Source organism: Granulicella sibirica (assembly GCF_004115155.1).
Taxonomy (GTDB): domain Bacteria; phylum Acidobacteriota; class Terriglobia; order Terriglobales; family Acidobacteriaceae; genus Edaphobacter; species Edaphobacter sibiricus.
The window spans coordinates 1,854,944-1,868,518 of record NZ_RDSM01000001.1 but is presented as its reverse complement, the minus strand read 5'-3'; the positions used below and the strand labels follow the sequence as shown (position 1 = coordinate 1,868,518).

Below are 13,575 nucleotides of genomic sequence, written 5' to 3'. Positions count from 1 at the left end.
TCATTTTAGCCTTGTACGATCATCGTGGCTTGCTCGCGAACCATTTATCGTCCCACAACCGGCGAAGGCTTCGGTACACTACGAGCACGCTCGCTACAACCCAGAGGGATCGAAGTGAAAGAACTTGTTCGCAGGCAACTCGCCCGAAGTATCGAAACGATGGAGAGAGTCAGGGCGGACGATACCTTACTGGAAGCAGTCGTCCGCGCCAGTACGGTCACAGCGGAAGCCATGATGGCTGGCCGCAAGCTACTGGTTGCGGGAAACGGTGGATCGGCCGCTGACGCACAGCATCTCGTTGCTGAATTTGTGTCCAGGCTTACCGTCAATCGCCCGGCGTTACGCGCAATTGCCCTGACGACGGACACCTCGATCCTGACTGCAATCGGTAATGATTTCGAGTATCACAATGTCTTTGAGCGCCAGATCGAAGCCCTTGGGCAGACGGGAGACGTCTTTTTAGGCATTTCGACGTCGGGCAATTCCAAGAACATTGTTAAAGCCCTCGAACTGGCACGTGAAAAGGGAATCACAACGATCGGGTACTCCGGGAATGGTGGCGGTCAGATGGCAGCGCTCTGCGACATCAATGTCATCATCCCGTCCAGCACAACCATGAATATCCAGGAGTCGCATTTAGCGCTGGAGCACATCTTCTGCATCATGGTGGAGCTCTGCTGCTTCGGTCCCGACTTCGGAGGATATGCCAAGGCACTCGGCCTCTAATTTCCGCTGTTGCAGGCGGCTCGGACGCGGTCCATGGTGTCGAGGTAGAACGCGAGGTTGTGGATCGAGTTGAGGACGGCGCTTAGGGGTTCCTGGGCGGAGTAAAGGTGGCGAAGGTAGGCGCGGGTGTAGCGGGCGCAGACCTGGCAGGTGCAGGCTGGGTCGATGGGGCCCTGATCCTCGGCGTACTCCTTTTTCTTGATGTTCATCCGTTCGATGAGCCCGGTTTCGGGATTGCGGGCGAAGAGGAGGCCGTGGCGGCCGGCGCGGGTGGGGAGGACGCAGTCCATCATGTCGACGCCCATGCGGGCGTATTCCTCGATCTCGTCAGGATAGCCGACGCCCATAACGTAGCGGGGCTTATCGGCGGGGAGGTGCTCGAGGGTGCGGGCGATCATCTCGCGCGTTACTTCGCGGGGTTCGCCTACGGCGAGGCCTCCTATGGCGTAACCGGGGAAGCCGATTTCGACGAGGCGCTCGGCGGATTCGCGGCGGAGATCGGCGTACATTCCGCCCTGGACGATGCCGAAGAGGTTCTGGGTGGCGCCCGATTTGGCTTCGTGCCACGGGACTTCGTGCTTGTGGGCTTCGAAGTAGTCCTTGGAGCGGGCGGCCCAGGCGTGGGTGAGTCCCATGGATTCGCGGGTGCGTTCCCAGGTTGCCGGGGTTTCTACGCACTCGTCGAAGGCCATGATGATGTCGGCGCCGAGGGCGATCTGGACGGAGATCGAGTGTTCGGGGGAGAAGAAGTGCTTGCTGCCGTCGAGGTGGGAGCGGAACTCGACGCCTTCGGGGGTGATCTTGCGGAGGCCTTTGAGCGAGAAGACCTGGAATCCGCCGGAGTCGGTGAGCATGGGGCGGTTCCAGCTCATGAATTTGTGGACGCCACCCATGCGCCGGACCAACTCGTGGCCAGGGCGGAGGTAGAGGTGATAGGTGTTGGCGAGGATGATCTGGGCGCCCTTGCCCTGGGCTCCGTTGGTTTCGAGGATGTCCTGGGGGACCGCCTTGACCGAGGCTACGGTTCCGACGGGCATGAAGACGGGGGTTTCGACGGGGCCGTGCGGGAGATTTAGAGTCGCGCGCCGACCCCCTTCGGGGGTGGTGTTTTGAATGTTGAAAGTCAGGCTCATTACTGCTTCGTGCTCGCCGTTGCTGAGGGAGGTGTGGGTTCGAAGTAGATGGGGTGGTCTACGGTGCCGAGTTGGTCTGGGTTTGTCGAAGACTGGAGCTCGAAGAGGGTGATCTCGTTTTCACCGGCGTGCAGCCACGGGGCGGGGAGGTAGAGCGCGCCCTGTGGGCCGATGCTCCAGGCGCGTCCGAGGGGACGACCGTTGACCCAGACGAAGCCCTTGGTCATCTGGGTGGTGTTGATATATGTGTCGCGGAGGTCGCCGGTGGTGGTGAGGTGGGTGCGGTAGAAGCATGGGCCTTCGCAGGGCTTGGTCGTGTACTTGAGCTTGGTGGTGTCCTGCATTGGCAGCGGGTAGATCTGGAAGTTGTGCAGCTCGGTTCCGGCGAGGGTGACGGACTTGGTGATGCCTTTGCGCTCGGTGCGGATGACGGTTGTGTAGTTCACGCGTCCGGTGTTTTCGACCAGGATCTGGAGCTCTCCGGCAGGGTGCGGGGGAAGCTCGAGGCTGGACTGGCTGATGCGGCGGTCGAGGATGCCGATGAGCTTGTGATCGAGATAGACCTGGGCGTAGTCGTGGAGGGCGTCGAGTGTGAGGGTTCCGGACTGCGAGGCCGTCAGAGGCGTGGTGTACAGGATGTAGCCGTAGGACTGGCCGATGTCTTCCATCGAGAGGGGCTTGTCAGACTTGATCAGCTTGGGGAGGTTGGCCCAGAGGGAGGCGGACTCGGTGATGGTGCGGACGGGGTAAGTGGTGGCAGGGATCTCGGCGGGTGGCGCGGGCGGGGTGACGCCGGTGGATTTAGCGATGAGGTCGCGGATGGCGAAGAACTTGGGGCGGAGACCGCCACGTTCGTCGATGGCGGAGTCGTAGTCGTAACTTGTGGTGTCGGGTTCGAAGTTTTTGCCGTCGGAGTTGGAGCCGTTCATCCAGCCGAAGCTGGTGCCACCCTCGGCCATGTAGAGGTTGAAGCTGTAGCCCTTGTCGAGCATCATGCCGATCTCGCCGAGCTGGACCTTGTTGGAGCGGTGCTGGTGCTTGTCGCCCCAGTGATCGAACCACCCGTCCCAGTACTCGCCGCTCATGAGGGGGCCGTTGGGGCGGAAGGCGGCGAGGGCGGGGAAGGCCTTGGCGGCGTCGCCGGGGCCGAAGTTGACGACGGCGGGGATGTTGGGGAGGGTGCCTTTGGCGAAGACGTCGGGACCGTCGGCGGTGTAGAGAAGGCCGTCGCCCATGCCGGTGGCGATCAAGAGCTGGCGCATCTGCTCCATGTAGGCGTGGTCGTCTCCGAAGGAGCCGTACTCGTTTTCGATCTGGACGGCGAGGATGGGTCCACCCTGCGAGAGGAGGAAGGGGTGGACGATCGGGCCGAGGTGGGCGAACCACTTATTCACTGGCTCCATGTATTTAGGGTCAGAGGAGCGGACTACGATGTCGTGGTCTTTCAGGAGCCAGGCGGGATAGCCGGCGAACTCCCACTCGGCGCAGACGTAGGGGCCGGGGCGGAGGATGACGTAGAGGCCTTCCTGCTGGGCTTCTTTCAGGTACTCGGCGAGGTCGTTGTCGCCGGTGAAGTCGTATGTGCCGGGGGCGGTTTCGTGCTCGTTCCAGAAGACGTAGGTGGTGAGGGTGTTGAGGCCCATGGCCTTCATCTTGCGCATGCGGTCGCGCCAGTAGGCTCGAGGGACGCGCGGGTAGTGCATCTCGCCGGCGTGGATGAGGAAGGGTTTGCCGTCGAGGAGGAAGGTGTCGGGGCCGGTGGTGAAGGTGTGGGGAGTCTGGGACGTCGTTTGGGCGGGCGCGCAGGCGAGGGCTGTTGCGAGGACGGCTGCTGTGGCCAGGGCTGCTGCGCGAAACGTCATGAACTCTCCTGTTTTAGCTTCTTTTCAGCTTCTGGAGGGGATACCCCCCCTCCCCATACGCGGGGTGTAAGTTGTTTGTTTGCTTCATGTTGCGACGAGGCTTCGCTTGCAAGTTAGTGCAATGAAAGGACTTACATGCTAAATATCAGTAAAGAAAGGGGTTAGAGGCCCTAGGCATCCCTCGGAACTCTGCTTTTCTTCTTTAGTTCTATTTTAGCGGAGTGACCGAAACTAAAAGGACATTGGTATGTGCTTTGGAATGATGGATTTGCGTGGTTTAGGGGCTTGACATGCGAATTTGGCCGGGAATTCGCGGGTCTCTGCGGAACTTTATTTCCGTACGCGCTCGCGGGGCGTCGGCTGGATTAGCTCAGCATCTTCAGACCGTGTTTCTGCACGATCATGAGGAGCTTGATGGCCATGCCGCTGGGTCGCTTGACTCCAGCTTCCCACTTCTCGATGGTGGACTCGCTGGTGTTGAGATAGCGGGCAAAGACTGGCTGGCTGACCTGCTGGTTCTCCCGGATCTGCTTGATTTGCTCCGGTTCGATGGTGCTGGGCACGGTGAGACAGGACTCGTCGAAGCTCCGCATCGTTTCTTTATCGATGGTTCCGGCCTTGTACATGCCATCGACAGCGCTGTGTATTGCTTCGAAGGCATCGCTCTTGTACTTCTGCTTGGCTTTCACTGGCATATCTCCACAAGTTCTTGAAGCTGCAGTTCGCGGGTTAGATCCTTGTCGGTCTTACGGGCATAAAGTTCGGCTAAAGCCTTGAAACTCCTGAGTTCGTCTTCGTCGATGTTGGCGCGGTCTTTCTTGGCAAAGAGATAGGTATAGATCCAATACTGGCGACCTTTAGCTACGATGAGAGATCGAAACAGATTCCTGCCGAGACGTTTCTTGAACACGCCACCTCCAAGATCGTCTGCCTGGCCCAACATGACCTGATGCATCGCTGAGCAAAGCTCGTCGTCGGTGATACGCGCTTTCCTTGAAGCTTTCGCAAACCAAGCTGTTTTGAAGATGCGTTCCGAGTCGACCGTCATTTCTAATCGTAGCACCTGGTGCTACCTGAGAGCAGATGTCGTGCTAACTTCAGGGCGTGAGCGACTTCTTGTGGTTTTCGGGGCGGGTGGCGCTGGTTGGGATGGCGCTTGGGTGTCGGGCGTTTGGGCAGACGGCGGCGTCGCGAGATGTGGATGCGGGGCTGGCGGCTCAGATAGCGGCGATCAGGGCGTTTGACGATCATGCGCATCCGGTTTTGCCGCCTCCGGCGGATAAGGCGGATCGGGAGTTCGATGCGCTGCCGGTCGACAACATGGAGGCGGAGACGGATACGGTGGCCTGGCGGGCGGATGATCCGCAACTGGTTGGAGCGTGGAAGGCGCTTTGGGGGTTTGATGGGGTTGCTCCGCTGGATGGGGTTGGGGTGGGGAAGCTGGCGGCGGCGAAGGCGGCGGTGAAGGCTCGGGAGGGTGCGGGGTTCGACGCGTGGGTGCTGGACCAGGCGGGGATCGGGGTGATGGTGGCGAACCGGGTGGCTATGTCAGGGGCTGAGGGAGCGGCACTCGATAAGGCTCGGTTCCGGTGGGTGCCTTATGCGGATGCTCTGCTGTTTCCGCTGGATAATGCGGAGCTTGCGGCGGAGAGTCCGGATAAGAAGCTGTTCTTTCCGATGGAGGACCGGGTTCGGGAGCGGTATCTGAAGGCCGTTGGGATGGGGGGCGTTCCGGCGACGCTGGAGGAGTATCTGTCGCAGGTGGTGACGCCTACGCTGAAGGCGCAGAAGGCGGGTGGGGCGGTGGCGGAGAAGTTCGAGGTGGCTTACCTGCGGGGATTCGATTTCAGCGACCCCACGCAGATGGAGGCCGAGAAGATTTATGCGAAGTGGCGGGGCCAGAGTTATCCGAACGAGGCGGATTACAAGGTGCTGCAGGATTTCCTGTTCCGGTATATCGCGCGGGAGTGTGGGCGGCTGGGGATGGCGGTGCATCTGCACGCGATGGCGGGTGGGGGTGGGTATTTCGGGGTGGCGGGGGCGAATCCTTTGCTGCTGGAGCCGCTGTTCGATGATGCGCGGTTGAGGAAGACGAAGTTTGTTCTGCTGCATGGGGGGTGGCCATTTGTGCGGGAGGCGGGGGCTCTGCTGCAGAAGCCGAATGTGTATCTGGACCTTTCGCAGGAGACGCTGACGTTTTCGCCGAGGACGCTGAGCGGGTGGCTAAGAGAGTGGTTGGAGACGTATCCGGAGAAGGTGTTGTTTGGGACGGATGGGTATCCGTACTCGGACGGGATGGGTTGGGAGGAGTCGACGTGGATTGCGAGTAAGAACGGGCGGGAGGCTCTGGGGCTGGCGCTGACGGGGATGATGCGGGATGGGGAGGTGACGCGGGCGCGGGCGGAGGCGATTGCGGCGATGGTGATGCGCGGGTCGGCGGAGGGTCTGTATGGCAAGTAGCGCGACGACCGACGCGGCGGCGCATGGGCTGAAGAAGGAGCTTCGGCTGCGGGACCTAGTGCCGATGCAGATTCTGCTTGTGGTGGGAGTGGGGTGGGCGGGGATTGCGGCGCGGCAGGGATCGACGCATCCGGTGGTTTGGATGATGGGAGTGCTGTTCTTCTTTCTGCCGCAGGTGGCGGTGGTGACGTACTGCGCGAGGCTTTGGCCGCTCGAAGGCGGTGTGTATCAGTGGGCGAAGTTTGCGATGGGGCCGCTGGCTGGGTTTCTGAGTGCGTGGAACTACGGGATCTATGCGGTGCTGCTTGTTTCCGGGATGGGGATACAGGCAGTCACGAGTTTGAGTTATGCGCTTGGGCCCTCGGCGGCTTGGATGGCGGATAGCCGGAAGCTTACGTTTGCGATGGATGCGGTGTTGTTCGCGTTCATTCTTGGGGTGAATGTTGTTGGGTTAAAGCTGGGGCGGTGGGTGTCACACTTTGGGACGGCGGTGATGCTGATTGTGACGTTCACCCTGATGGTGTTGCTGGTGTGGCACCCGGGGGCGACGGCGGCGCACCCGCATGTGAGTCCGCAGAGGCCGTTTGTGCTGGCGCTACCTGTGTTTTCGCTGCTGACGCTGAACCTGTATATCAAGGTGGCGTTCAATGCGCTGTCGGGGCTGGAGCAGGTGGCGGTGTTCGCGGGGGAGACGAAGGACGCGGCGCGGGCGGTGATGGTGTCGGCGTGGATTGCGGCTCCGGCGGTGGTGGCGATGTATGTGCTGACGACGGGGTCGATGCTGACGTATGTGCCATCGGCACAGATCGACCTGGCGGGGCCGATTCCGCAGGTGCTGGCAGCGGCGCTGGGGGCGAGCTCGGGGGTTTGGCTGGGGCGGGTGATGATTTTGGGGCTCACGCTGTTTATGGTGGCGTCGTACACGATTGTGACGGCGGAGACGAGCCGGCTGCCGCTGGTGGCGGGGTGGGATAAGGCGCTGCCGGCGTGGTTTACGAAGCTGAACCCGCGTTTCGGGACACCGGTTCGGAGTTTGATGGTGATCGTGGCGCTGGCGGGAGTGGCGAGCGTGTTGGCCAGCTCGGGGGCGGGGCGGGAGGAGGCGTTTCAGCTTCTGCAGACGAGCAACCAGATCTCGTTCGGGATTTATTACTGCATGATGTTCGCAGTGCCGCTGGCGGTGGGGGACCGGTTTGGAGCGCGGCCGGGGTTCTGGTTGAAGCTGTCGGCGGTGCTGGGGCTGGGGGTTACGGTGGCGCAGGTGGTGCTTGCGCTGGTGCCGATTGTGGATGTGACGAGTACCTGGGGGTTCGCGGGGAAGGTGGCGGCTACGGCGCTGGTGATCAATTTGGTGGGGGTGGGGATTTACTGGCGAGGGAAGCGGGTGGCGGCGGGTGCGGAAGCTATTTGAGGCCGGGCCATAGGGTGATGCCGTCTCCATGGGCAACGCCGGTGATGGGGGCCTCAAGGGTCCAGGTGGACATGTCCAGGACCTCGAGATTTCCGCTGAGATAGCAGGCGACGAAGGCCTCGTTGCCATAGAACTCGATGCCGTAGGGCAGGCGGTCGACGTCGTAGCTGTGCTGGACGGTGAGGTCCATCAGGTCTACGGCTTCCAGTTTTCCTTTGGCTTCCACGTCTTCGCCGACCAGGAGCCATTTGCCGTCGGGCGAGACCTTTACAGAGAAGGGTGTTCCACCGACGGGGATCGTGCGGGTGATCGTGTCGGTTGTCGTGTCGATCACGACGATGTTGTGGGATTTGCCGTCGGTTGCGAAGAGCCATCTGCCATCCTTCGACAGGGCTACCCGCTGCACGAGGGCGGAGATGGGAATGACCTTCAGGAGCTTTCGCGAAGGGAGGTCGAGAACGCTCACGCTGCCGGAGTGCAGGTTGGCGGTGTAGATCTTTCGACCATCGGCCTTCATGACGAAGACGTGCGATTCGGCCGCTCCGGTGGGGATCTCGCCGGTGATCTTTCCTGTTGTCGTGTCGAGGATCGACAGGGTCTGGGCCAGTTCCGTCGAGACCAGCAGGTTGTCGTTGCCCAGCAGCATGGCCTTGTGGGGACGGAGCGGCTTGCCCAGATCCCAGGATTGAGTGACGGAGCGGGTCTGCATGTTGATGACGTCGATGGTTTGGCCGTTCACACCCGGATTACCTACGATCGCGTCGCTGTAGGAGGGAACCCATGCTGTTCGACCATCTTTTGAGAAGGCTACTTCATGGGGAAAACCTGGAACCGGAATCGAGCCGACGATCGTCTTGAGGCGGGGATCGACGAGTACAAGGCGATGACCTTTCGCTTCCGGCACGACGAAGAGGGGGCCGCTCTCCTGCGCCTGGAGCGACGTGAAGACGGACGATGCGACTGCGAGCAGGGCGTAGAGGCGTCTTCTGCGGAAGGTCATCATGGCGTGCCCTCATCGTTGCAGACCTCTTGAGCGAGCGCAAGAAAGATGATGGGGCTCGCTCCCGATGGTAGCGGCCCGGGTTTCGCGGAACTGTTGCACGCCATTCCACGTAGGGATGTGGATGACAGACTCGCGGAAAAGATCGTTGCGCATGGCACGCCGGGCTGCCGTTCTGCTTTCGCTGTGCATCGGCTCGTCGTTGCTCTCTGCCCAAACCGTGCAGCCGGGCGCTCAGCCGGCTCTGCAGTTTGAGGTGGCTTCCATTCGGCCGCATCAGTCGACGGGGAATGATCCTTCGAACCGGAAGGTGCTGCCCGGGGGGCGGTTTGTGGCTACTGCCACGACGGTGCGCACGCTGATCCGGATTGCGTTTGGGACGGATGATAACCGTATGTCGGGGGCACCGAAGTGGATCGACGATGAGTTGTTCGATATCGACGGGGTTACGGTCAATCGGACCGAGGTCACGACTCCGCAGCAGTTTCAGGAGCTTCTGCTTTCGCTGCTGGTAGAGCGGTTTCAGTTCAAATTCCATAAGGAGCAGAAGGAAGGGCCGGTTTACTGGTTTGAGGTCGACAGGCCTGGGAACACGGGGCCGGGACTCAGGGTGAGTGGCCGGAGTCGGTGGCAAATATGAGCACCAACTCGAATGGGTCGCGGGTTGCGATGAAGGCTTCGAAGATGTCGATGGCGGATGTGGCGGCGGCGCTGCGGCGGCAGGCGGGGCGTCCGGTGGAGGACCATACGGGGCTGAAGGGGGATTTTGATTTTCAGATCGAGTGGTCGCCCGAGGAGACTCCGGACTCCACGAACCCTTCGTTGTTTACGGTGCTGAAGGAACAGCTTGGGCTGAAGCTGCGGGCGGCCAAGGGGACGACGGAGATGCTTGTGATCGACCAGATTGCGCGGCCTTCTGACAATTAGAAGCCGGATGTGCCCAGAGAGGCGGTTGGCATTGGCTTAAGATGGGCCGAGATTCAAGGAGGTTCCATGAGCGCGCTCGACTCGATGCTGGAACGTAACAAGGACTTCGCGGCGCGGGAGTCTGCCGCTGGGGCACTTATACCTTCTCTTCCGGTGGCGTCGCGCCAGATGAAGGCGATGATTATTGGTTGTGCCGATATGCGGGTCGATCCGGCTCGGCTGCTGGAGCTTGCACCGGGAGAGGCTGTGATCATCCGGAATATCGGCGGACGAATCACGCCGCTTTTGCTGGAGGAGTTGGGGATGCTCGGGCGGATCGGGCAGGTGATGGCACAGGCTCCCGCGGGTGGCGGGGAGTTTCACTTGATCGTGCTGCAGCATACGGACTGCGGGATTACGCGACTGGCTGGGGAGACTACCATGCTGGCGCACTACTTCCAGGTTGGGGAAGAGGCGGTTGCGGCGAAGACGGTGCTGGACCCACGGGCGGCGGTTGCGGGGGATGTGGCTTTTTTGAAGACGATTTCTGCGCTGCCGGGAGCGTGGATCGTTTCCGGGCTGGTGTATGACGTGGCGACCGGGTTGGTCGAGGTTGTGGTGCCGCCTGGGCCGGTTCGTTCGTAGGTAGATTCAACGGCGGTCCAGGATGTATGGGATCCCACCTTAGCAACGATGTGCTGTTGCGAAGGTGGGGCACCTGGGCCGGGGTTCGACTGATCGTTACAAGAGGCGAGCGTTAGTTCAATGACGATTCGTCGTCGTCTTCAGGATCGTTGACCTGAGACTTCGTGGCGGGTTTCTTCTTGCAATCGGTGCTGGAGTTGAGCAGTACGCTGGCGCTGTTGCCGAAGAAGTTCGCGACCGCTAGATCGGGGCAGCTATCCCGATTGAGTTTTCTTGCGACGATGGAAACTGGTCCGGCACCTGCGGTATATGGGGTTGGCGCGCCAAATGTCCCGTCGCCGTTGCCGAGCAGGAGGCTCACCGTGGTTCCTGTCTCATCGCTGGTTGCGGCTACATCGGCCACGGCGAGGTCAAGGATGCCGTCTCCGTTGAAATCCGCTACGGCGACGTCGAATGGTTCATCTCCGGCGGGATAGCTCACGGGTGCCTGGAACGTTCCGTCGCCCACACCCAACAACACCGTTACAGTTGTTCCGGAGGCGCCGCCGTCGGGACCGGCAGCATTGGCTACGACGATGTCCAGAATGCCGTCTCCGTTGAGGTCCCTGCTTCTCATGCCTGCGGGTCCTGCTCCGGCGGGATAGCTTACCGGCAGCGCGAATGTTCCGTCTCCATTGCCCAGCAGAATGCTCACGGTGTCGCTATTTTCGTTCGTAACGGCGAGGTCCAGTTTGCCATCACGATTGAAGTCCCGCGCGATGATCGACTTGGGCGCCACCTCCGCGGCATAGGTGGTCTCTTTCTTGAATTTACCGTTCCCTTTGCCGAGATAAATGGTGACGCCGGTGGAATTTTCCGTGACGGCGAGATCGAGGTTGCCGTCATGGTTGAAGTCCCCTGCCGCGAGTCCACTGGCCAAGCCACGTGAGTATTGCGAGAGCTTCTCCGTCTTGTAGATGTCCGGAGCGCCGAAGGTTCCGTCGCCTACGCCTAAGAGGATGGCGAGACTCGGGTTATCGGTCCCGCCCCCGTAGTTGGCTACCGCGAGGTCGAGGTGGCCATCGTGGTTGAAGTCGCGTACTACGATACCGTCGGGCTCCCCGCCACCGCTCAGGAAGGATCCGCCGGTGCGAAAGCTGCCGTCTTTCTTGCCAAAGAGGATGGAGATTGTTCCAGTGACGCCGTCCGGAGCGGTGTCCCCGATGGCGAGATCCTTGATGCCATCCTGGTTGAAATCGCCGACTGCGATCTTTTGTGGCGACCTTCCGATGGGATAGGTCGTTGCGGGGAGGAACTGCTGTGCCCGTGCGAGGGGCGCGACGGCAACCATCGCCAGGAGCGCGGGCGCGGTGAACCGGGTCAGGAGTGTCTTGATGGGGATGAATGCAGCGGTGTTCATTTGTGTTCTCCAGGTGCGTTGCTTGCGGGATAGAGCCCGAAGGGCCGGGAGCGGCCTCGGTTAACGACGCGCGTGCTTTGGGACGGGTTGGTCGAGCGGTCCGGAAGCAGCGAGGATGATAGGCGTCGACTTGCACTGTTGACAGCGGTTTCTTCGTCAATTTCCCGGGAAATTCATCTCGGACGCTTGTCCCCGAACTGGTGGATCACGTCGCTTGGGGTTTGTTGACGTGCTGCTGGCGGCACCGATTTGTCCGGCGTGAGGTGCGATCCCTCATGCCTGGATGGTGTGGTTGTGGCTAGCGGCGTTTCATTTCCGGGGGTGGAATGATTTGGGTGTTGGATGGAGGAGACTTACCCCTGGGGATGGCTGCGGTCTTGCGTCAGGACGGCCCTTTTGGCGGTATGGGCTGCCACCTTAGCAACGATGGTGCTGTTGCGAAGGTGGGGCACCTGGCCTTAGGACGCCCCTTACAGAACCACCTGATGTGTAGGCTCCAATTTTGCTTCCCTTTCGCTAGGTCCAAGCTTATAGTTACTCGCGCTGAGTGCCAGATCACAGAGGTTATCCTCAATGACCGACCCGATACGTCTGGAAATTTTTAGGGCAGGACTGGGCCTAGTTGTTTCTTCCCTGACTCTCTCCATTGGCTGGTTGGTTGGTCAGCGCCTGACCGTGACTTGGAACATAATCCAGAAGCGGCGCGAGACAGAGATTGCGAATGTTCAGCAGCTTTATGCCGTTTACGGTGAATTCCGCGAATTGAGCAAGACATGGCGTTTGATCAAGACCTATAACTCTGCGGCAAAGGTGGATCAGGAAAGTTGCCAGTGGTCACTCCTGACTCGCGCCTGTGCCTTAGAAAGCAAACTAGAATCGATCAACATAAAATTGGCCACTGAGAGGTTTCTCCAACCAGATGTCCTTCAGACGTTGGGTCTTTTTCGTCAGGGCATTCAGAGGTTGCGCGAGTCCATTCGCGACAATGTTGATGTTGCTTCCAGTAGTCGCGGCGTGCACTACGACCACTTCAATGACTTAGCGGCCCGGGTCGCAGCCCTCATCTCCTCCAATCCTAAGGGACCCTGTCCGAGCGCTTTCCGCGCGAGTGTTCAGCTGCACACCATCGCCGAGGTGGAGCTAACGGACTTCAACAACTCGCTGCAGGCATATAAGATCACCCGTGGGAGTATCAACCGAGCCCCTAAGCCTCCGGCGTTGTACGAGTCGGCCTCAGCGGATTCCTCCTCCGCCGTAAGGCAAGCTTGAATGGGCTACTGATTCCCGCAGTGCGCGTTAAGAGCTCCTGAATATCGAAAGCATCGCTCGTATCGAGGCGCAGGACGGGATCTCGCTCTTCATGACAGCGTGAATATCCTGAAGAGGGTCTCTGCCGACAAGTTTTCTCGAAATGTCTAGACGTTCTTCCCGGGCGTTTCTTGACATGGGGATGCGGTTACGCGATGCTTAGGGGTCAGGCGTGTAGTGTTTTCAACAGCGGAGGTGTGTCTTCGTGCGCCTGTTTTATGGCCGGTGCGTGACTGCCGGTTGAGCTTGTGATGAGTTGGGACGGAGTTTCGATGCTTGCGATGTTGCTGTTGCAGATGGGTGGTCTCGGCGGACTGGCGAACTATGGCCAGCTTTTGTTGCCGATCGCGTTCTTTGGGCTGCTTTATTTCCTGATGATCAAGCCGAATCAGACGAAGCAGAAGAAGTGGCAGGAGATGCTCGGGCAGTTGAAGAGCGGGGATAAGGTCGTCACGAACGCCGGGATGCGGGGAACGATCCTCTCGGTGAAGGATGACGCGGTCATCATCCGGATTCAGCCGGACGGGTTGAAGCTGGAGTTTGTGAAGAGCGCGATCGCTTCGGTGACTACGGGCGACGAGGCTTGATGCTTCTCGTTTCCGGCGAAAAGCAAGGACAAGGCAAATAAAGGGGTCCTTTTCTGCGCTCAGGATGACGGCGTGAAACAGGCAACACAAGTACAGACGCAGATTCCCTTCGGGAATGACAACCAGGGAAACCTGGGA

At 60.3% G+C, this 13,575-nt stretch carries 14 protein-coding genes; 8 read left to right on the top strand and 6 right to left on the bottom strand.

Features of this window, described 5'->3' with window-relative positions:
* Positions 1-159: 159 nt before the first annotated feature.
* The gene (locus tag GRAN_RS07815; RefSeq protein ID WP_150133256.1) at positions 160-726 is read left to right on the top strand and encodes a D-sedoheptulose-7-phosphate isomerase; all 567 of its coding nucleotides are present in this window, start codon (positions 160-162) and stop codon (positions 724-726) included.
* Here GRAN_RS07815 and tgt read toward each other — a convergent pair.
* The 4 genes from tgt to GRAN_RS07795 all read right to left on the bottom strand — a co-directional run bounded on the left by tgt (position 723) and on the right by GRAN_RS07795 (position 4,769).
* The gene (tgt, locus tag GRAN_RS07810) at positions 723-1,859 is read right to left on the bottom strand and encodes a tRNA guanosine(34) transglycosylase Tgt (protein WP_128912353.1); all 1,137 of its coding nucleotides are present in this window, start codon (positions 1,857-1,859) and stop codon (positions 723-725) included. The two genes, GRAN_RS07815 and tgt, sit on opposite strands and share 4 nt — an antisense overlap.
* Positions 1,859-3,721, bottom strand: coding sequence for a glycoside hydrolase family 35 protein (locus GRAN_RS07805; RefSeq protein ID WP_128912352.1), 1,863 nt, complete (start codon positions 3,719-3,721; stop codon positions 1,859-1,861). The genes tgt and GRAN_RS07805 overlap by 1 nt, the downstream gene beginning before the upstream one ends.
* A gap of 365 nt (positions 3,722-4,086) precedes the next feature.
* Positions 4,087-4,416 carry a helix-turn-helix domain-containing protein gene (locus tag GRAN_RS07800; protein WP_206662720.1) on the bottom strand — a complete coding sequence of 110 codons (330 nt, stop codon included), beginning with the start codon at positions 4,414-4,416 and terminating at the stop codon, positions 4,087-4,089.
* A complete protein-coding gene (locus GRAN_RS07795; RefSeq protein WP_128912351.1) occupies positions 4,407-4,769 on the bottom strand; it encodes a type II toxin-antitoxin system RelE/ParE family toxin in 363 nt (120 codons plus the stop codon). The genes GRAN_RS07800 and GRAN_RS07795 overlap by 10 nt, the downstream gene beginning before the upstream one ends.
* 56 nt (positions 4,770-4,825) lie before the next feature.
* On the opposite strand from GRAN_RS07795, the gene GRAN_RS26620 reads away from it, so the two are divergent.
* Together GRAN_RS26620 and GRAN_RS07785 are read left to right on the top strand one after the other, a co-directional pair.
* Positions 4,826-6,181 carry an amidohydrolase family protein gene (locus tag GRAN_RS26620; RefSeq protein WP_277751199.1) on the top strand — a complete coding sequence of 452 codons (1,356 nt, stop codon included), beginning with the start codon at positions 4,826-4,828 and terminating at the stop codon, positions 6,179-6,181.
* The gene (locus GRAN_RS07785; protein ID WP_128912350.1) at positions 6,171-7,592 is read left to right on the top strand and encodes an APC family permease; all 1,422 of its coding nucleotides are present in this window, start codon (positions 6,171-6,173) and stop codon (positions 7,590-7,592) included. Before GRAN_RS26620 ends, GRAN_RS07785 begins: the two co-directional genes overlap by 11 nt.
* Here the strand turns inward: GRAN_RS07785 and GRAN_RS07780 are convergent.
* On the bottom strand, positions 7,585-8,595 hold the full coding sequence (locus GRAN_RS07780; RefSeq protein ID WP_128912349.1) for a YncE family protein: 1,011 nt from the start codon (positions 8,593-8,595) through the stop codon (positions 7,585-7,587). The genes GRAN_RS07785 and GRAN_RS07780 overlap by 8 nt on opposite strands.
* Before the next feature lie 151 nt (positions 8,596-8,746).
* Between GRAN_RS07780 and GRAN_RS26615 the strand changes: the two genes are divergently transcribed.
* The 3 genes from GRAN_RS26615 (at position 8,747) to GRAN_RS07765 (ending at position 10,143) form a co-directional block, all read left to right on the top strand.
* Positions 8,747-9,232, top strand: a complete 486-nt coding sequence (locus GRAN_RS26615) for a TIGR03435 family protein (protein ID WP_161570890.1) — start codon at positions 8,747-8,749, stop codon at positions 9,230-9,232.
* A complete protein-coding gene (locus GRAN_RS26610) occupies positions 9,229-9,519 on the top strand; it encodes a TIGR03435 family protein (protein WP_128912347.1) in 291 nt (96 codons plus the stop codon). The genes GRAN_RS26615 and GRAN_RS26610 overlap by 4 nt, the downstream gene beginning before the upstream one ends.
* A gap of 66 nt (positions 9,520-9,585) precedes the next feature.
* Positions 9,586-10,143 (top strand): carbonic anhydrase, encoded by a 558-nt coding sequence (locus GRAN_RS07765; protein ID WP_128912346.1) that lies wholly within the window; start codon positions 9,586-9,588, stop codon positions 10,141-10,143.
* A 112-nt stretch (positions 10,144-10,255) separates the two neighbouring features.
* On the opposite strand, the gene GRAN_RS07760 is transcribed toward GRAN_RS07765, so the two are convergent.
* Positions 10,256-11,542, bottom strand: coding sequence for an FG-GAP repeat domain-containing protein (locus GRAN_RS07760; RefSeq protein ID WP_128912345.1), 1,287 nt, complete (start codon positions 11,540-11,542; stop codon positions 10,256-10,258).
* 573 nt (positions 11,543-12,115) lie between these two features.
* On the opposite strand from GRAN_RS07760, the gene GRAN_RS07755 reads away from it, so the two are divergent.
* Positions 12,116-12,811, top strand: coding sequence for a hypothetical protein (locus GRAN_RS07755; RefSeq protein ID WP_128912344.1), 696 nt, complete (start codon positions 12,116-12,118; stop codon positions 12,809-12,811).
* 290 nt (positions 12,812-13,101) lie between these two features.
* Positions 13,102-13,437: a preprotein translocase subunit YajC gene (gene yajC / locus GRAN_RS07750; protein ID WP_241654400.1), complete on the top strand. Its 336-nt coding sequence runs from the start codon at positions 13,102-13,104 to the stop codon at positions 13,435-13,437.
* Positions 13,438-13,575: the final 138 nt, after the last annotated feature.

Excerpts from the sequence above, each read along its gene's own strand:
- GRAN_RS07815 (WP_150133256.1), top strand. The coding sequence starts at position 160 with ATGGAGAGAGTCAGGGCGGACGATACCTTACTGGAAGCAGTCGTCCGC.
- tgt (WP_128912353.1), bottom strand. The coding sequence starts at position 1,859 with ATGAGCCTGACTTTCAACATTCAAAACACCACCCCCGAAGGGGGTCGG.
- GRAN_RS07805 (WP_128912352.1), bottom strand. The coding sequence starts at position 3,721 with ATGACGTTTCGCGCAGCAGCCCTGGCCACAGCAGCCGTCCTCGCAACA.
- GRAN_RS07800 (WP_206662720.1), bottom strand. The coding sequence starts at position 4,416 with ATGCCAGTGAAAGCCAAGCAGAAGTACAAGAGCGATGCCTTCGAAGCA.
- GRAN_RS07795 (WP_128912351.1), bottom strand. The coding sequence starts at position 4,769 with ATGACGGTCGACTCGGAACGCATCTTCAAAACAGCTTGGTTTGCGAAA.
- GRAN_RS07785 (WP_128912350.1), top strand. The coding sequence starts at position 6,171 with ATGGCAAGTAGCGCGACGACCGACGCGGCGGCGCATGGGCTGAAGAAG.
- GRAN_RS07780 (WP_128912349.1), bottom strand. The coding sequence starts at position 8,595 with ATGATGACCTTCCGCAGAAGACGCCTCTACGCCCTGCTCGCAGTCGCA.
- GRAN_RS26615 (WP_161570890.1), top strand. The coding sequence starts at position 8,747 with ATGGCACGCCGGGCTGCCGTTCTGCTTTCGCTGTGCATCGGCTCGTCG.
- GRAN_RS26610 (WP_128912347.1), top strand. The coding sequence starts at position 9,229 with ATGAGCACCAACTCGAATGGGTCGCGGGTTGCGATGAAGGCTTCGAAG.
- GRAN_RS07765 (WP_128912346.1), top strand. The coding sequence starts at position 9,586 with ATGAGCGCGCTCGACTCGATGCTGGAACGTAACAAGGACTTCGCGGCG.
- GRAN_RS07760 (WP_128912345.1), bottom strand. The coding sequence starts at position 11,542 with ATGAACACCGCTGCATTCATCCCCATCAAGACACTCCTGACCCGGTTC.
- GRAN_RS07755 (WP_128912344.1), top strand. The coding sequence starts at position 12,116 with ATGACCGACCCGATACGTCTGGAAATTTTTAGGGCAGGACTGGGCCTA.
- yajC (WP_241654400.1), top strand. The coding sequence starts at position 13,102 with ATGAGTTGGGACGGAGTTTCGATGCTTGCGATGTTGCTGTTGCAGATG.